An 18357-nucleotide genomic window follows, 5' to 3' on the forward strand; every position below is an offset into this window, starting at 1 on the left:
ACCACGACGAGGTGTCACTCAGTCATGCGTCATCAGTCAGCCACGCCCGGTCACCCGGCCACGCCCGATCAGTCAGCCACGCGTGAGGAAGCCCCACGCACCCCCTCGCACCGCTCCCCCTCGCGCCGCGCCGTGCTCGGCGCCGCGGCCGCCGTCGCCGGCACGGGAGTCCTGACGGCCTGTTCGGACGCGGCCCCGGGCGGCCGCCGCGGAGCACACGGCGCGTCCGGTCCCGAGGGGTACGTGGACCCGGCGGGCCCCGAGGTCGCGGCCGCCGAGAAGAGGCGCGGCCGGGGCGGCCGGATCAGCGAGGTGCGGCTGACGGCCGCGCGGGCCACGCTCGACCTGGGCGGCCCCACGGTCAGGACGTGGGCGTACGGGGACCGGCTCCCCGGCAAGGAGGTCCGCGTCACCGCGGGCGACACCCTCGCCCTCACCCTCGCCAACCACCTCCCGCGGGCCACCTCCCTGCACTGGCACGGCATCGCCCTGCGCAACGACATGGACGGCGTCCCCGGCCTCACCCAGAAGGACATCGGGCCCGGCAAGGACTTCACCTACCGCTTCACCCTGCCGGACCCGGGGACGTACTGGTTCCACCCGCACTCGGGCACCCAGCAGGACCGCGGTCTGTACGCGCCCCTGATCGTCGAGGACCCCAGGGAACCGCTGCGGTACGACAAGGAGTGGGTGATCGTCCTGGACGACTGGGTCGACGGGGTGGACGGCTCGACCCCGGACGGCGTGCTGGCGGAGCTGGGCCGGGGCATGGCGGGCCACGACATGGGCGGCGACGGCGGCGACGGCCCGGGAGGCATGGACCACGGCGGCCACAACATGTCGTCGATGTCCTTCACGCCCTCCACCTCCGCCTCCGCGTCCACCATGTCCCGCACGTCGGCACGACCGTCCGAGTCACCGGAGCCCTCGGGCCCCTCGCGCATGATGATGGGCGCCAAGAGTGATCTGCTCGGCGGTGACGCGGGCGACGTCGCCTACCCGTACTACCTGGTCAACGGCCGTACGGCCAAGGCGCCTCCGCAGTTCCGTGCCCGCCCCGGCGACCGCGTCCGCCTGCGCATCATCAACGCCGGCGGCGACACGGCCTTCCGCGTGGCGCTCGGCGGCCACGAGATGACGGTGACGCACACCGACGGCTTCCCCGTCCGGCACGCGAAGACGGACGCGCTGCTCCTCGGCATGGGCGAGCGGTACGACGTACTGGTCACCGCCAAGGACGGCGTCTTCCCGCTGACCGCGCTGGCCGAGGGCAAGAAGGCGGCGGCGCTCGCGGTGCTGCGCACGGGTGGCGGGGCCGCGCCGACCGCGTCGACCCGCCCCGGGGAGCTGACGGGCCGTCTCCTGACGGCGGACCGGCTGCGGGCGCACGAGTCCGTGGCCCTCCCCGCCCGCGAGCCGGACCGCACGATCAGGCTCCGGCTGACGGGCTCCATGGCCGCGTACGACTGGGCGTTCGACAAGAAGCCCTACTCCCCCGGCCGGCGCCACCCCGTCCGCGCGGGCGAGCGGGTCCGCCTGACCTTCACCAACTCGACGTCGATGTGGCACCCGGTCCACCTCCACGGCCACAGCTTCGCCCTGGCGAACGTGGCAGGCGGCCCCCGCAAGGACACGGCGGTCATCCTGCCGAACGGCACGCTGTCGGTGGACTTCGACGCGGACAACCCGGGCCTGTGGATGATCCACTGCCACAACGTGTACCACGCGGAGGCGGGCATGATGACGGTCCTCGGCTACCGCTCCTGAGGCCCCCGCCAGGGGCGGCTCCACGCGCAGGAACGACCTGAGCGGTACCCCCGGACATGCCCTCCGGGGGCGCCGCGCCTCTACCGGGCGCGGTGGGCACTTCCCGCAAGAAGTCGGACAATAGTTGGAGGGCGACTAACAGGCCTCCCCTTCCCGAAGAAGGCCACCCGATGTCCATGCCCGGCGGCCCTCCGCCGCCACCCCCGTGGGGACCACGCCCCCAAGCGGGACCACCTCCACCCCCGGCACCATCGCAGGGGCGGCTCCGCAACGGTCTCGGCACGGCTTCTCTCGTGCTCGGCATCATCGGCGTGCTGTGCGGACTGGTTCCCCTCCTGTTCTGGGCGGCGGGCATCCTCGCCGTTCTGGCGGTCGCCTTCGGCTGCATCGGCATCGGGCGAGCCCGCAAAGGTCAGGCCGGCAACAGAGGCACCGCGATCTGGGGCACCTCGCTCGGGGCGGTCGCCGCGGTGCTGGCCGTCATCGGCCTGGTCATCAGCGTCTCCGTCTTCAACGACACCGTGGATGAGCTGAACGGAACGGGCGGGAAGAAGGAGTCGTCGACCACGATGCCGCCGGGCCGGCAGGCGGAGAAGGACTCCGACGAGCTCGCGTTCGGTGAGACGTTCGCGTACGAGGACGGTGTCAAGGTGACCGTCGCGCCCCCCGTTCCCTACAGGCCGGGCCCCTTCGCGGTGGGGCACGCCGAGGGCAACAAGGCGCTGACCGTCAAGATCACCGTCGTCAACGGATCGGACAAGGCGGTCGATCTGGATCTGACCACCGTCGGCTTCAAGGACGCCGACGGCGCCGGGGCCGAGGCGGTCCACGACGGTGACCTGCCCAGGGAGTTGGCCGGCAACCTGCAGCCCGGCAAGCAGTCCGTCGCCACGTACGCCGTGAGCCTGCCGGCCGATGCGGCGAAGAAGCTGGAGGTCCAGGTCGAGCCCGGCTTCCTGCACTACGACAGCGCCGACTGGTCCGGAAGCACCGGCTGACCTCGCGGCCCCCTCCCTCGCGTGGGACGCCCCACACCCGCCCGACAGGGCATCGCGTCGGATTGACGATTACACTGGGCGGCGTGCCTCAACTACGCCTCGCTCTGAATCAGATCGACTCGACCGTCGGCGACATCGCCGGGAACGCCGAGGCGATCGTCCACTGGACCCGGCACTCCGCCGAGCAGGGGGCGCATCTCGTCGCGTTCCCCGAGATGGTGCTGACCGGTTATCCCGTCGAGGACCTCGCCCTGCGTTCGTCCTTCGTCCAGGCCTCGCGGGACGCGCTGCGCGCGCTCGCCGTGCGGCTGCGGGAGGAAGGATTCGGGGAGCTGCCGGTCGTCGTCGGCTATCTCGACCGGACCGAGGAGGCCAAGCCGAAGTTCGGCCAGCCCGCGGGCGCCCCGCGCAACGCGGGAGCCGTGCTGTACCGCGGCGAGGCCGTCCTGACGTACTCCAAGCACCACCTCCCCAACTACGGCGTCTTCGACGAGTTCCGCTACTTCGTGCCGGGCGAGACGCTGCCGGTCGTGCGCGTGCACGGCGTCGACGTCGCGCTCGCCATCTGCGAGGACCTCTGGCAGGACGGCGGCCGCGTCCCGGCGACCCGCAGCGCGGGGGCGGGCCTGCTGCTCTCCATCAACGCCTCGCCGTACGAGCAGAACAAGGACGACGAGCGCCTGGAGCTGGTGCGCAAGCGCGCCCAGGAGGCGGGCTGCACCACCGCCTACCTCGCGATGATCGGCGGTCAGGACGATCTGGTGTTCGACGGCGACTCGATCGTCGTCGACAAGGACGGCGAGGTCATCGCGCGTGCCCCGCAGTTCGCCGAGGGCTGCATCGTGCTGGACCTGGAGCTGCCCGCCGCCGCGCCCGACGCGCCGTCCGGCATCGTCGACGACGGGCTGCGCATCGAGCACGTCACGCTCTCCGACGCGCCCCTTCCCGCGTACGAGGCCGAGCTCACCGGCGGGTACGCCGAGCGGCTCGACGACGACGAGGAGGTGTACTCGGCGCTCGTCGTGGGCCTGCGCGCCTACGCGGCGAAGAACGGCTTCAGCAGCGTCCTGATCGGCCTCTCCGGCGGCATCGACTCGGCGATCACCGCCGCCCTCGCCTGCGACGCGCTCGGCGCGCAGAACGTGTACGGCGTCGCCATGCCCTCCCGCTACTCCTCCGACCACTCCATCGGCGACGCGGAGGAACTGGCCCGGCGCACCGGGCTCAACTTCCGCACCGTCTCGATCGCGCCGATGTTCGACGCGTACATGGGGTCGCTCGGGCTCACCGGGCTCGCCGAGGAGAACCTCCAGTCGCGGCTGCGCGGCACGATGCTGATGGCGATCTCCAACCAGGAGGGGCACATCGTGCTCGCGCCGGGCAACAAGTCCGAGCTCGCGGTCGGCTACTCGACGCTCTACGGCGACTCCGTGGGCGCGTACGGCCCCATCAAGGACGTGTACAAGACGTCGATCTTCCGGCTCGCCGAGTGGCGCAACCGGGCGGCGCGGGAGCGGGGGCAGACGCCGCCGATCCCGGAGAACTCCATCAGCAAGCCGCCGAGCGCCGAGCTGCGCCCGGACCAGGTCGACACGGACTCGCTCCCCGACTACCCGGTCCTGGACGGCATCCTGGAGCTCTACGTCGACCGCGACCAGGGCGCCGACACGATCGTGGCCGCGGGCTACGACCGTGAGCTGGTCACCAAGACGCTGCGGATGGTGGACACCGCGGAGTACAAGCGGCGGCAGTACCCGCCGGGGACGAAGATCTCCGCGAAGGGCTTCGGCAAGGACCGCAGGCTGCCCATCACGAACCGGTGGCGGGAGTCCGCCTCCGGCTGATCCCCGGGAGGGAGGGCCCGCCGCCGGGGCGGGCCCTCCCTCCTACGTGTTCTGCCCCTGCCGCCGTGTGGCGACAGGGGCAGAACCATGTGCGGGCAGACCGTGCGGGACGGTCCGTGGGGGCGTCCGTGGGAGGGGGCGGTCCGCGGGAGGGGGCGGTCCGCGGGGGTGTCAGTGGTGCGAGGGCTCCCGGGCGGGCGTCCCCGTCGCCACCACCCGCTCCGTGCCGGGCACGGGCCCCCGGCGGAGGTCCACCGCGTAGGCGAGACCGGCCACCGCGAGCCCGAGGACGGCGAGGACCGCGCCCGCGACCGCCGGGGACGTCACGCCGAAGCCCGCCGCGAGGGCGAGGCCGCCGATCCAGGCGCCGCCCGCGTTGGCGAGGTTGAACGCGCCCTGGTTCGCGGACGAGGCGAGCGAGGGGGCCGCCGACGCCTTCTCCATGACCATGAGCTGCAGCGGCGAGCCCGTCGCGAACGCCGCCATGCCCAGCAGGACGACGCCGACGGCGGCGCTCCACCCGGCGCTCATGAGCAGCGGGAAGAAGGCGAGCACGACGGCCAGCGAGATCAGCCCGCCGAAGAGCGTGCCGCGCAGGGAGTGGTCGGCCAGGCGCCCGCCGAGCAGGTTGCCCGCGGTCGCGCCCACGCCGAACAGCGCGAGGAGCAGCGTGACGCTGGACTCCGCGTAGCCCGCCGCGTCCGTCAGCATCGGCGTGATGTAGCTGTACGCCGAGAACAGCGCGCCGAAGCCCGCGACGGTGGTGCCGAGCGCCAGCCACACCGGGACGCTGCGCAGCGCCCGGAGTTCGCCGCGCAGGCCGACGTCGTCGCCGTGGCCGTGGTCGGCGGGGACCAGGAGGGCGAGCGCGGCGATGGCGGCGAGCCCGATCGCGCTGACCGCGAGGAACGTGGCGCGCCAGCCGAGCTGCTGCCCCATCGCGGTGGCCACCGGCACGCCGATGATGTTGGCGACGGTCAGGCCGAGGAACATCAGGGAGACCGACTGCGCCTTGCGCTCGGGGCCGACGAGGCCGGTGGCGACGACCGCGCCGACGCCGAAGAAGGCGCCGTGCGGCAGTCCGCTGAGGAAGCGGGCGGCCATCAGCAGGTGGTAGTCGGGGGCCGCGGCCGACAGCGCGTTGCCGACGACGAACAGCCCCATCAGTCCGATCAGGACGCGGCGGCGCGGCAGCCGCGCGGTGACGGCGGCGAGCAGCGGGGCGCCGATGACGACGCCCAGCGCGTACGCGGAGACCAGGTGGCCCGCGGTGGGGATGGATATGTGCAGGTCGTCGGCGACGTTGGGCAGCAGGCCCATCATCACGAACTCGGTCGTGCCGATGCCGAAGGCGCCCACGGCGAGGGCGAGCAGGGCCAGGGGCATGAAGAAGTACCTTCCACGGAAGCAGGGGGGCGGCGCGAGGCCGGACCCGTACCGGAGGGCGGCCGTCGTCGGCGTCGGCCGGCCCGGTACGGGAGAGAGGCGGAACCCGTAAGTTTACGTACGGAACAAAGCCGCCCGCACCGAGTATTCCGAGGGCTCGCGTCCGTGGGGTCAAGAACGGACGACGCGGGCGTTACGAGGAGAGGTCGACCCGCGCCGCGATCGGCAGGTGGTCGCTGCTCGTCTTCGGCAGCGTCCACGAGGAGACCGGCTCGACGCCCTTGACCATGATCTGGTCGATGCGCGCCATCGGGAACGACGCGGGCCAGCTGAAGCCGAAGCCGTCGCCCGCCGCGCCCTGCGTGGAGCGCATCTGCGAGGTGACGCCGTTCAGCGCGCGGTCGTTCATCGTGCCGTTGAGGTCGCCGAGCAGGATGACCTTGCCGATCTTCTCGTCGGAGATGGCCTCGCCGAGCGCGTCGGCGCTGTTGTCGCGCTGGTTGGCGGTGAAGCCCGCGTTGAGCTTCACGCGCACCGACGGCAGGTGCGCCACGTGGACGGCGATCTCGCCCTTGGGCGTGGTCACCGTCGTGCGCATCGCACGGACCCAGCCCAGCTTGATGTCGACGGGCCGGGTGTCGGAGATCGGGTACTTGCTCCAGAGGCCGACGGTGCCCTTGACCGCGTGGTACTTGTACCCGGCCGACAGCGCCTTCTCGTACACGGGCACGGCGGCGGGGGTGAGCTCCTCCAGGGCGATCACGTCCGCGCCGGAGGCCGCGACGTCCCGGGCGGTGCCGGTCGGGTCGGGGTTGTCCGCGTTCACGTTGTGGGTGGCGACGGTCAGGTCGCCGCCGGTGTCCGACTTCCCGGTGATCAGGCCGCCGAACGAATTGATCCAGATGATCGTCGGCAGCAGCAGGGCGATCAGCGCGGTCGCGGACTTGCGCACCACCGCGATGACGAGCAGCACGGGGACGAAGAGACCGAGCCAGGGCAGGAAGGTCTCGGTCAGACTGCCGAGGTTGCCCACGTTGTTGGGGATCTGGGCGTGGAAGAGCATCACCAGCGCGATGAGGACCGCGGCCCCCGCGGTGACCAGTCCGCGCCGCCAGATGTCCCGGTCGCCCCGCCAGCCGTCGAGCAGGCGGCGGAGCCGGGACCCCGGACGCTCGGGGCCCGAGCCGCCGCTGCCGGTCTCCGTCATATACGCCTGCGCCATGCTCTCGTCGCCTCACTGCCTGCCGTGCACACCGTCTGTCCCGCCCCTGAAACCCTAGGCGATGATCGGGTGTCGTCCCTGCCGTCCACGACGGCCGTACACGGACCAGGACGATCGGGATGTCGCGACGGGTTCCTGACCGGGCGGGGAGAGCGTTCTCTGTGACGAAATGCGCATAACTCCGGCCGACGGTCAATTCACCGCGCGGGACGCAGCCCTTGTCACCGTGCGGGACGCAGCCCTTGCAGGACGGTGTCGACGATCCGCTCGGCGAGGTCGGCGTCCAGCGGTCCGTCCTGGCGCATGACCGTGCGCAGCAGCATGGGCCCCACGAAGAGGTCGTTGGCGGTCTCGATGTCGATGTCGGCGCGCAGTTCGCCGTCGGCGAGGCCCCGCCGCAGGACGTCGAGCGTCATGCGGCGGCGAGGCGTAATGACCGTCTCGTGGTACGCCTCCCAGAGCTTGGGCAGGGCCTTCATCTGTGCGAAGACGTTGTGCAACAGGGCGGAGGAGCGCATGGTCAGGCCACGTCTGCGCAGGCTCTCCAGGATGCTCACGAGGTCGTCGCGCATCGAGGTGCCCGGCAGCACGGGGTCGGGCTCCTCGAAGGCGCGCAGGACGTCGACGAAGAGGGCCTCCTTGCCGTCCCAGCGGCGGTAGATGGTGGCCTTGCCGACACCGGCCGTGCGGGCGATCCGCTCGATGGACAGCTCGGTGAGCGAGACGCCGTCCTCCATGAGGCGCACCACGCCCTCCATGATCGCCTGCTCCACGGCCTCGCTCCTGGGCCGCCCGCGGGCGGCCCTGGCGTGGGGCGTCGCCTGCGCGGCACCCTTGTGCTCCGCGACCGTCGCGCCCTTGTCGCTCACGTCGTCACTCTCCCTCGCTCACCCCGGCTGCCGGCTCGCTCGCCGCGGCTGCCCGGCCGATTCTCCCTCACCGCTTCTCCCTCACTGCCCTGCGGCGCCCACCGGCTCGGCCTCCTCCTGTCGCGGCCCCTCGTCCTTCGGCGCGCGTCCGGGCAGGAACAGGAAGGTGATCAGCGCGCCGACCACGGCGACGCCCGCGCCCCACAGCGCCGTGACGTGCATGGCGTGCAGGAAGGAGTCGTTGGCCGCGGTGACCAGGGGCTCGCCCTTGGGGCCGAGCTTCGCCGCGATGCCGAGGGTGGCCTCGATGGACTCGCCCGCGGTGTGCCGGAGGCCCGCGGGCAGCAGGGACAGCTGGTCCTCCACCCCGCTGCGGTAGGCGGTGGAGAGCACGGAGCCGAGGACCGCGATGCCGAGGGCGCCGCCGACCTGGCGGAAGGTGTTGCTCAGCGCGGACGCGGAGCCTGCCTTCTCGCGCGGCAGGGCCTGCATGATCACGACGCTGGTGGGCGTCATGATGTGCGCCATGCCGGTGCCCATGAGGAAGAAGACGACCTCAAGGATCCAGATCGGCGTGTCGGTGTCGAAGAGCGTGAAGGCCGTCAGCGCGGCCGCCAGGAGGAGCAGTCCGCCGGTGCACACGGCCCGTACGCCGAAGCGGTCGACGACGAGGCGGGCGCGCGGCGCGAAGAGGAGCTGGGCCGCGGCGAGCGGCAGCATCAGCAGGCCGGTCTCCAGCGGCGAGTAGCCGCGCACGCTCTGGGTGTAGAAGACCGCGAAGAAGGTGACGCCCATCAGCGCGAAGAAGACGAGCGCGATGGCGCAGATCGCCGCGGAGAAGACCCGGTTCTTGAAGTACGTGATGTCGACGGAGGGGTGGTCGCTGCGCTTCTCGTACAGCACGAAGCCGGCGAGGACGACGACGCCGCCGATGACGGTGGCGAGCACGGCCGGGTCGGTGAAGTCGGCGAGCTGGCCGCCCTTGATGATGCCGTAGACGAGCAGCACCAGGCCGACGACGGAGAGCGCGACGCCGAAGAGGTCGATGTGGCCGGGCTTCGGGTCCCGGGAGTCGGGCACGAGCCAGACCATCAGGGCGAGCGCGACGATCACGATCGGCACGTTGACCAGGAAGACCGAGCCCCACCAGAAGTGGTCGAGCAGGACACCGCCGGTGATGGGCCCGATGGCGACGGCCAGGCCGACGCCGCCCGCCCAGATGCCGATGGCCTTGGGCTGCTCGTCGCGTTCGAAGACGTTCATCAGGACGGCGAGGGTGGCGGGCATCACGAAGGCGGCGCCGAGGCCCATCACCGCGCGGAACGCGATGAGCTGGACGGGCGAGCCCGCCTCCGCCGCGAGCGCCGAGCCGATGCCGAAGACGACGAGCCCCGCGAGCAGGACCTTCTTGCGGCCGAGCCGGTCGCCGAGCAGGCCCGCGGTGAAGAGCAGGCCCGCGAAGACGAGCGTGTAGGCGTTGATCGCCCACTCCAGCTCGCTCTGGGTGGCGCCGAGGCCGGTCGGCCCGGGGGTGGAGATCGTCTTGATGGCGACGTTCAGGATCGAGTTGTCGAGCACGACGATCAGCAGGCTGAGCATCAGCACCCCGAGGATCGCCCAGCGGCGCCGGTGGACGGCCTCCGGTACGCGGGAGGGGGTGGGTATGGCAGGCGTTGACATGCTCAGCAGCGTAGAAGAATTTCGATACGAGACCGTCTCGTATTGTAAAAGCTTGCCGAGCCGTAGGGGTGGGCTTTACCCGGCGGACGGCCGGCCGGCCTTCTGCCCGCGACTCGCACTAGCCCCGGAGCGGCACGTGGTGCAACCATGGAGGTGATCCGGGGACGCCGTCAGGGCGCCTCGAGATGACAGAAGGAGCCGTTGCGATGACGCAGCTTTCGGCTGCCCAGAAGAGTGCCGACGCCCACCGAGGCCCCGACAGCAGCAAGGCGCTGTACGGCGGCAAGGGCACCCGGCGCATCACTGTGCGCGACATCACCACCGCCAAGGAGCGGGGCGAGAAGTGGCCCATGCTCACCGCCTACGACGCGATGACCGCGTCCGTCTTCGACGAGGCGGGCATCCCCGTCATGCTCGTCGGCGACTCCGCGGGCAACTGCCACCTCGGGTACGAGACCACCGTGCCCGTCACCCTCGACGAGATGACCATGCTGGCCTCGGCCGTCGTACGGGGCACCAGCCGCGCCCTGATCGTCGGTGACCTGCCGTTCGGCTCGTACCAGGAGGGCCCCGTCCAGGCGCTCCGCTCGGCGACCCGGCTCGTCAAGGAGGCGGGCGTCGGCGCGGTCAAGCTGGAGGGCGGCGAACGCTCCCTGGCCCAGACCGAGTTGCTGGTCCGGTCCGGCATCCCCGTCATGTCCCACCTCGGCCTGACCCCGCAGTCCGTCAACACCATGGGCTACCGCGTGCAGGGCCGCGGCGACGAGGCGGCCCACCGGCTGCTCAACGACGCCAAGGCCGCGCAGGACGCGGGCGCGTTCGCCGTCGTCCTGGAGCTCGTCCCCGAGGAACTGGCCGCCGAGGTCACCCGCTCCCTGAACATCCCCACCGTCGGGATCGGGGCGGGCGCCCAGTGCGACGCGCAGGTCCTCGTCTGGACGGACATGATGGGCCTGACCGGCGGCAAGATGCCGCGCTTCGTCAAGCAGTACGCGGAGCTGCGGGGGGTCATGGCCGGGGCGGCCAAGGCCTTCGCCGAGGACGTGGTGGGCGGGACGTTCCCCGCGCCGGAGCACGCGGTCCACTGAGGCCGTAGGGGCGGACCGGTTCCTCGCGATGCCCGCGTGAGGCCCGCCAGACGTTCACCGATGTCCGTGTGACGTCCGCCCGAGACCACCGCGGCACCATGGCAGCCCGTCGATCTTCCCCCGTCGGCGGGCTGTCGCCGTTCCCGGTGAGGGCCGGGCTGTCGGTGGGATGTCGGTGGTTTGTCGGTGGGGTCTGACACCTTGTGGGCATGACGCGAATCGACATGAACCCCGGCGGCGCAGGGAGCGCGGTCACCGTAAGGGGACTGGTCAAGCACTACGGCGAGACCAAGGCACTGGACGGCGTGGACCTCGACGTGCGCGAAGGCACCGTCCTTGGCGTACTCGGACCCAACGGCGCCGGCAAGACGACCCTCGTACGCTGCCTCTCCACCCTCGTCACCCCGGACGCGGGCACCGCCTTCGTCGCCGGCTACGACGTGGCCCGCCAGCCCCGCCAGCTCCGCCGCGTGATAGGCCTGACCGGCCAGTACGCGGCGGTGGACGAGAAGCTGTCCGGGCGCGAGAACCTCTACATGGTCGGGCGCCTGCTCGACCTGTCCCGCAAGGACGCCAGGTCCCGCGCCGACGGTCTGCTGGAGCGGTTCTCGCTCACCGAGGCCGCCAAGCGCCCGGCGAGCACGTACTCCGGCGGCATGCGCCGCCGCCTCGACCTCGCCGCGTCGATGATCGGCAGCCCGGCCGTCCTCTACCTGGACGAGCCGACGACCGGTCTCGACCCCCGCACCCGCAACGAGGTGTGGAGCGAGGTCCAGCGGATGGTGGGCGACGGCGTGACCGTGCTGCTCACCACCCAGTACATGGAGGAGGCCGAGCAGTTGGCCTCCGAGCTGACGGTCATCGACCGCGGCAAGGTCATCGCCAACGGCGGCATCGACGAGCTGAAGGCGAAGGTCGGCGGCCGCACCCTGCGGGTCCGCCCGGCCGACCCGCTGGAGCTGCGTCCGCTGGCGAACGCGCTCGACGACCTGGGCCTGACCGGCATCGCCACCTCCACGGTGGACACCGAGACCGGCACGGTCCTCGTTCCGATCCTCAGCGACGAGCAGTTGACCGCCGTGGTCGGCGCGGTCACCGCGCGCGGCATCACCATCGGCTCCATCGCCACCGAACTGCCCAGCCTGGACGAGGTGTTCCTCTCGATCACCGGCCAGAAGGCCAGCGCCCCGCAGGACGCCCGTCCCAGCGACATCGAACTCGAGGAGGTCGCCGTATGAGCGCCACCACACTCACGGCCCCCCTCAAGGCGGGCCAGGACGACGCCCGCATCGGGCTGCGCGGCCACGTCCGGCACACCGGCGCGCTGGTCCGCCGCAACCTGCTGTGGATCCGCCAGGACCCGGAGTCGATGTTCGACGCCGTCCTGATGCCGATCGTCTTCACACTGCTGTTCGTGTACGTCTTCGGCGGTTCCATCGGGCAGGCGCTCGGCGGCGGTCAGGACCAGTACGTGCAGTACGTGGTGCCCGGCATGATGGCGATGATGAGCATGAACATCGCCATGGCGGTCGGCACCGGCTTCAACCAGGACTTCCAGAACGGCATCATGGACCGTTTCCGCACCCTGCCGATCGGCCAGGGCTCGGTCCTCTTCGCCAAGATCGTGGTGGAGCTGATGCGACTGCTCATCGCGACGACGATCATGATGATCGTCGGTGTCCTGGTGGGCTTCGACATCACGAACTGGGGCGGCCTGTTCGCCGCCGTGGGCCTCTCCGCCCTCTTCGGCACGTCCATCATGTGGATCTTCCTGGTCCTCGGCGTCTCGATGAAGAGCGCCCAGTCCGTGCAGGCGATGGGCTTCCTGGTCCTGATGCCGCTGCAGTTCGGCTCGTCGATCTTCGCGCCGACCCGGTCGATGCCCGGCTGGCTGCAGGGCTTCACCGACTACAACCCGCTCTCCTCGCTCGCGGACTCCGCGCGCGGACTGATGGTCGGCGGGCCCGTCGCCCACGACCTGTGGGTGACGGTCGGCTGGTCGGTGGCGCTCACGCTGGTGATGGCGCCGATCGCGATCCACAAGTTCCGCACGAAGAACTGATCAGCGGGAACAGCCTGACCAGCCTGACCGGTACGGACAACAGGAATCCGGGCGTCCGGGTCATGTCCGGGTCACAGCGCGCACAGGGCGGCGGCCTCCTCGACGGTGAGGCCGCCGCCCTGTGCGTACGCCTCCTCGTACGCGCGGTCGCCGAGCGCGCCGCGCGTCCGCCGCTCCGCGTCCCCGCGGATCTCCCGCTCCATCGTGTTGGCGATGTGCGCCGGCGGCAGCTCGCGGTCGGCGATCCCCAGCAGCCGGGCCGCGTCGTCGGCGCGGGCCCCGCCCGCGCCCTCGGACAGGGCGAGGGCGGCGATCCACAGGTGGACGGAGACCATCTGCGGGGCGATCATCCGCGACAGCGGGTCGAGGGCCTTGGCGAAGGCCTCGCCGACCTTGGCGACGCTCTCCTCGTACCGCCCCTCCAGCGCATCCAGCCAGGCGTTCAGGCCGAGCACGGAGCTCTCGAAGACGGCGTAGCCGATGGCACTGAACTCCTCGCGCAGCAGCCGCAGTTGCTCGCGCGCCTCTTCGGTGCGGCCGGTGCGGCCGAGCGCGAGGGCGAGGTAGACGCGGGCGGCCGGCAAGGCCTCGCCGGTGTGGTGGCGGCCCGGATTGTCGATGATCTCCCGCAGCATCGCCTCGCCCCGCGCGAAGTCCTCGCGGCGCTCCGGCCGGTCCGTCAGGAGCGAGCCGAGACGGGCCCGGAGCAGGGCGACCTGGGTGTCGGCGCCGACCTGTTCGGCGTACTCGACGGCGGCCAGGAAGTCCTCGGCGGCCAGCGCCAGTTCGCCGCGCCGCTCCCGTGCCTCGCCGCGCGCGGAGAGCGCCTCGGCGATGCCCCACACGTCGCCCAGCGCCCGGAACCCGTGCAGCGCCTCGTCCGCGTCGCGGATGGCGTCGCCCGACCAGTCGGTGCGGTTGGCCAGCATGTTGGCGCGCATCTGCAGGGCGGCGGCGAGCTCCCACGCGTAGCCGAGTTCGCGGCTCGCCGCGACGGTCTCGTCGATGACGTGGCGCAGCAGCTCCATGTCGCCGCCGAGCAGCACGGCGAAGAACCAGAGGTTGGCGGGCGTCCGGCAGGTCTGCGGGAGGCCGGGGCGGTAGGCGGTCCTGATGCCGAGCAGCTTCTCCTCGGCGGCCGGCGTCTGCCAGACCGTGGTGTCCCGGTCCATGTCCATGCAGGAGAGATGGAGCAGGTGCGCTCCGCGGCGGGCCTCGACGAGGACTTCGGGGCGCATCGGCGGGGGCGCGGCCGTGCACGGCTCGTACAGCGGGGGCGCGGGGGCGACGGGCGGGGCGAAGGGGTCGGGGCCGAGTGCGATGACGTCACGGGACCAGGTGCGGGTCTCCGTGCGCAGGCCGCGCATCTGCCAGAACCAGTGGAGGGACAGGACGAGGCAGAGCGCCTCCTGCTCGTCCTGTGCGGCGAGGGCGTGCCGCAGGGCGGTGCGCAGGTTCTCGTACTCGACCTCGAGGCGTTCCACGGCCGCGTACTGTGCCGCGCCGCGCAGTTCGGGGTCGGTGGTGCGGGCGAGCTCGCGGTAGTGCACGAGGTGCGCGCGCTCGGCGGCGGCCCGGTCGCCCGCCTCGTCCAGACGCTCGCCCGCGTACTCGGTGACGGTCTCCAGGAGCCGGTAGCGCATGGTGCCGCCGGCCTGCGGCGAAGGGGCCGCGACGACGAGGGACTTGTCGACGAGGGAGCCGAGCAGGTCGGCGACGTCGTACGCGCCGTCGGCCGCGCAGACCTCCTCGGCCGCCGCCAGGTCGCAGCCGCCCGCGAAGACCGAGAGGCGGCACAGTACGGCCCGTTCGGGCGCGTCGAGCAGGTCCCAGGACCAGTCGACGACGGCCCGCAGGGTCTGCTGGCGGGGCAGGACCGTGCGGGCGCCGCCGGTGAGCAGCCGGAAGCGGTCGTCGAGGCGGTCGGCGATCTGGCGCGGGGTGAGCATCCGCAGGCGGGCGGCGGCCAGTTCGATGGCGAGCGGCAGGCCGTCCAGGCGTCGGCAGATCTCGGCGGCGGCCTCGGGGTCGGCGTCCACCGTGAAGCCGGGCAGCGCCGCCGCGCCCCGCTCGGCGAACAGGCGCAGCGCGACCGGCCCGGGCAGCGGCTCGACGGGACGCAGCAACTCGCCCGGTACGGCGAGGGGTTCACGGCTGGTGGCGAGGATCGTCACACCGGGGCAGCGGGCCAGGAGCTCGTCGGCGAGGCGGGCGGCCGCCCCGATCACGTGCTCGCAGTTGTCCAGGACGATCAGCATGCGGCGGGCCGCGCAGTGCTCGACGAGCCGGGCCACGGGGTCGTCGCCGAGCCGCTCCGAGATGGCCCGCAGCTCCTCCGCGCCGGCGCCGCGCAGCACGGTCTCGCGGGCGCCGAGCGCGGTGAGGACGGCGGCGGGCACGCCGTCGGGATCCTCGACCGGCGCGAGCTCGGCGAGCCACACGCCGTCCGGGACGTGCGCGGCGACGGCCTCCGCGGCCTCCTGCGAGAGCCGGGTCTTCCCGGCGCCGCCGGGGCCGAGGAGGGTGACGAGCCGGGCCCGCGCGAGGTCGGCGCGGAGCACGTCGATGTCGTCCTCGCGTCCCACGAACGAGGTCAGCCGGGCCCGCAGGTTCCCCGGCGCGCGGGGCCGCACGGGAGCGGCGCGGGGCGGTACGGGCGGATCCCGCAGCAACTCCTCGTGCAAAGCGCGGAGTTCGGGGCCCGGGTCGGCGCCGAGCCGGTCGGCGATCTCGCGGCGCACGCCGTCGTACGCGGCGAGGGCCTGCGCGGGGCGGCCCGTGTCCCGCAGCGCGCGCAGCCGCAGGGCCTGCAGCGGTTCGTCCAGGGGGTGGGCGTCGCACAGCTCGGCGAGCTCGGGCAGCGCCTGCTCGGCCCGGCCGAGGGCGAGGGCCGCGGTCATCCGGGTGCGGCGGGCGTCGAGGTGCCGCGCGTGCCAGCGGGCGGCCTCCGCGGTGTGTTCCGGCAGGTCGGCGAGGGGATCGCCGGTCCACAGGGCGAGCGCGTCGTCCAGGACGTCGGCCGCCTTCGCCGCGTCACCGTCGGCCAGGGCGCGCCCGGCCTCGGTCACCAGCCGGTCGAAGCGGAACACGTCCACGTCGTCGGGGCTCGCGCACAGTCGGTAGCCGCCGTCCACGGAGACCACGGCGTCCGCGCCGATGGCCCTGCGCAGCCGGCCCACCAGCGCCTGCAGAGCGCCGCTCGCGTCCGCGGGGGCGCCCGCGGTCCACACCTCGTCGACCAGGGCCTGGGCGGGGACGGGGCGGCCCGCGCGCAGGGCGAGGGCGGTGAGCAGGGCGCGCAGGCGGGCGCCGCCGACGGGAACGGGGGTTCCGTCGGGGCGGGTGGCTTGGGTCTGCCCCAGGACGCGGTATCGCACCGGGCCATTGTCGCCGGTACCGGGGTGGGGTGGTGCGACGGGGCTTGTCCCCGTGCCCCGTGCGAGGTCTGGTGCGAGGCCCCGTGCGAGACCGTCCCGTGCGGGCGCGAACAGGGCCCCTGCCCCACTGGACGTCGCGGCGGACGGCTGCCACCCACCCGTTTGCCCCGCGACGTCCAGCGGAAGCAGGGGCGGGATGCCCGCGACCGAGGGCCGGGGCTCGCTCGCCCTCGGGGCCCCAGAACTCAGCCGCCCGCCTCCTCCGACTCCCCCGGCACCTCCAAGGACACCAGCACCCCCGTCTCGTCCCTCCGGTACCCCCGGCCCTCCCTGACCTCCTCCGACACCCCCCGTTTGAACCACTTCGGGCACACCTCCACCGCCCGCAGCCACCGCTCCCCCGGCACCCTCTCGTACGTCGAGCCGCCGCCCTTCCGCTGGGCGTAGGACTGTTCGACGACCTGGATGCCGCGCACCACGCCCACCGTGGCCGGCCACTTCCCGCCGTGCTGTTCCACCGAGAGCAGGCCCTTCAGGTGGGCCCGGGCGGGCCAGTCGCCCTCACCCGGCCACGGCACCGTGACGCCGCCCCCGGCCGCCCGTACCGCGGGGCCGCCGCCGATCGACTCCACGGGGCCCTCGATCCCGCTGAGCTCCCGCCGCCACTCGCGGCCCTGTTCGGCGACGTCGACGAGGAGCTGCCACGCCACGTCGTCGCCCACGGCGAACGGCTTGCCGCAGCACTCCATCTGCCAGTCCTGGTACATCACGTTCCACAGCGCCATGTCCCCAGCCTCCCCAAAACCCGGCGGCGCGTGCGAGACGTTTTCGGGGTACGAGACGTTTCCACGGTGCGCGGGTCCTCGTCTTCGGGCCCGGCGCCCCGCCGGGCCGATACGGTCGGGCGAGCAAGCCCGCCGGACTCCAGGAGCCCCACCTCATGACCACCGCCCCCATCCGCCGCAGCGACCGGCGGATCAGCCCCGTCTTCCTGGGGATCGCCGCCGTCACGGCGGTCTCCGGCTGGGCCGCCTGGACCGGATTCGCCGACAATCCCGGGGTCGCCGTCTTCCTCTTCGTGACGGCGGCCTGGATCGTCTCGCTCTGCCTGCACGAGTACGCACACGCGCGTACGGCCCTGCACAGCGGCGACATCACCATCGGCGCGAAGGGGTACTTGACGCTCAACCCGCTCAAGTACACGCACGCCCTGCTCAGCATCGTGCTGCCCGTGCTGTTCGTGATCATGGGCGGCATCGGTCTGCCCGGCGGCGCGGTCTTCATCGAGCGGGGCCGGATCCGGGGCCGCTGGAAGCACAGCCTGATCTCGGCGGCGGGCCCGCTGACGAACGTGGCGTTCGCCGTGGTCTGCACGGCGCCGTTCTGGCTGGACGCCCTGGACGGCGTCCCGGACGCGTTCCGTTACGCGCTGGCGTTCCTCGCGCTGCTGCAGGTGACGGCCGCGATCCTGAACTCGCTGCCCATCCCGGGCCTGGACGGCTACGGCGTGATCGAGCCCTGGCTCTCGCACAGCATCCGCAGGCAGGTGGAGCCGTTCGCCCCGTTCGGCCTCATCGCGGTCTTCGCGGTCCTGTGGATCCCGACGGTCAACAGTGCCTTCTTCGACGCGATCGACGCGATCCTGCGCGGTCTCGGCGTCAGCGAGTGGGACAGCTACTGGGGTCAGAAGCTGTACCGCTTCTGGGAGGGCTCGCAGGAGGTCCCGCCCGCGACGGGGATCGGGTAGGGGGGACCGGCCGGGCGGGGATCAGCCGGCGGACGCGGAGCCCTCGGGGCCCTGCGCGGTCGCGGAGCGCAGCGCGTCCCGCTCCACCTTGGCCCGGCGCAGGTAGAACCAGGCCATGTTCGAGGAGAGGCCGGCGAGCAGCACCCACACGATGCCGAGCCAGCTGCCCTGCACGAAGGAGATCACGGCTGCGGCGACGGCGAGGGCGCAGACGACGAGGGCGTACACGGCGAGGCGGGGCATGGGGGTCGGCTCCTGTCCGGTGAAGCGTGCATGCGGGACGCGGGCATCCGTGGGGGCACGGAGACGCGGACGCA

Annotated in this window: 14 protein-coding genes; 7 read left to right on the plus strand and 7 right to left on the minus strand. The window is 72.5% G+C overall.

Annotation, left to right across the window (positions count from 1 at the left end):
* The first annotated feature begins 24 nt into the window (after nt 1–24).
* From ACZ592_RS28480 to ACZ592_RS28490, 3 genes are all read left to right on the plus strand, one after another.
* Complete coding sequence (locus ACZ592_RS28480; protein ID WP_471584506.1) at nt 25–1767, plus strand: multicopper oxidase family protein; 1743 nt, start codon at nt 25–27, stop codon at nt 1765–1767.
* Nucleotides 1768–2060: 293 nt separating this feature from the next.
* On the plus strand, nt 2061–2765 hold the full coding sequence (locus tag ACZ592_RS28485) for a DUF4190 domain-containing protein (RefSeq protein ID WP_471584507.1): 705 nt from the start codon (nt 2061–2063) through the stop codon (nt 2763–2765).
* A gap of 83 nt (nt 2766–2848) precedes the next feature.
* Nucleotides 2849–4609 (plus strand): NAD+ synthase, encoded by a 1761-nt coding sequence (locus ACZ592_RS28490; protein ID WP_471584508.1) that lies wholly within the window; start codon nt 2849–2851, stop codon nt 4607–4609.
* A 171-nt stretch (nt 4610–4780) separates the two neighbouring features.
* Here the strand turns inward: ACZ592_RS28490 and ACZ592_RS28495 are convergent, their stop codons facing one another.
* The 4 genes from ACZ592_RS28495 to ACZ592_RS28510 form a co-directional block, all read right to left on the minus strand.
* Nucleotides 4781–5995: an MFS transporter gene (locus tag ACZ592_RS28495; protein WP_471584509.1), complete on the minus strand. Its 1215-nt coding sequence runs from the start codon at nt 5993–5995 to the stop codon at nt 4781–4783.
* A 193-nt stretch (nt 5996–6188) separates the two neighbouring features.
* Nucleotides 6189–7217: an endonuclease/exonuclease/phosphatase family protein gene (locus tag ACZ592_RS28500; RefSeq protein ID WP_471584510.1), complete on the minus strand. Its 1029-nt coding sequence runs from the start codon at nt 7215–7217 to the stop codon at nt 6189–6191.
* A 221-nt stretch (nt 7218–7438) separates the two neighbouring features.
* Complete coding sequence (locus ACZ592_RS28505; protein WP_471584511.1) at nt 7439–8086, minus strand: TetR/AcrR family transcriptional regulator; 648 nt, start codon at nt 8084–8086, stop codon at nt 7439–7441.
* An 81-nt stretch (nt 8087–8167) separates the two neighbouring features.
* Entirely contained in the window at nt 8168–9766 is a 1599-nt protein-coding gene (locus ACZ592_RS28510) for an MFS transporter (RefSeq protein ID WP_471584512.1), read from the minus strand.
* A gap of 206 nt (nt 9767–9972) precedes the next feature.
* Between ACZ592_RS28510 and panB the strand changes: the two genes are divergently transcribed.
* The 3 genes from panB (at nt 9973) to ACZ592_RS28525 (ending at nt 12916) form a co-directional block, all read left to right on the plus strand.
* Complete coding sequence (panB, locus tag ACZ592_RS28515; protein WP_471584513.1) at nt 9973–10854, plus strand: 3-methyl-2-oxobutanoate hydroxymethyltransferase; 882 nt, start codon at nt 9973–9975, stop codon at nt 10852–10854.
* Between the two features lie 209 nt (nt 10855–11063).
* Entirely contained in the window at nt 11064–12092 is a 1029-nt protein-coding gene (locus ACZ592_RS28520; RefSeq protein ID WP_471584514.1) for an ATP-binding cassette domain-containing protein, read from the plus strand.
* Nucleotides 12089–12916 carry an ABC transporter permease gene (locus ACZ592_RS28525; RefSeq protein WP_471584515.1) on the plus strand — a complete coding sequence of 276 codons (828 nt, stop codon included), beginning with the start codon at nt 12089–12091 and terminating at the stop codon, nt 12914–12916. The genes ACZ592_RS28520 and ACZ592_RS28525 overlap by 4 nt, the downstream gene beginning before the upstream one ends.
* Nucleotides 12917–12987: 71 nt before the next feature.
* On the opposite strand, the gene ACZ592_RS28530 is transcribed toward ACZ592_RS28525, so the two are convergent.
* Entirely contained in the window at nt 12988–16293 is a 3306-nt protein-coding gene (locus tag ACZ592_RS28530; protein WP_471584516.1) for an ATP-binding protein, read from the minus strand.
* A gap of 245 nt (nt 16294–16538) precedes the next feature.
* Entirely contained in the window at nt 16539–17078 is a 540-nt protein-coding gene (locus tag ACZ592_RS28535; protein WP_471584517.1) for a DUF6578 domain-containing protein, read from the minus strand.
* A gap of 155 nt (nt 17079–17233) precedes the next feature.
* On the opposite strand from ACZ592_RS28535, the gene ACZ592_RS28540 reads away from it, so the two are divergent.
* On the plus strand, nt 17234–18040 hold the full coding sequence (locus ACZ592_RS28540; protein WP_471584518.1) for a site-2 protease family protein: 807 nt from the start codon (nt 17234–17236) through the stop codon (nt 18038–18040).
* Nucleotides 18041–18061: 21 nt separating this feature from the next.
* On the opposite strand, the gene ACZ592_RS28545 is transcribed toward ACZ592_RS28540, so the two are convergent.
* A complete protein-coding gene (locus ACZ592_RS28545) occupies nt 18062–18283 on the minus strand; it encodes a hypothetical protein (protein ID WP_471584519.1) in 222 nt (73 codons plus the stop codon).
* Nucleotides 18284–18357 lie beyond the last annotated feature (74 nt).

The organism is Streptomyces sp. NPDC040622, assembly GCF_055593965.1.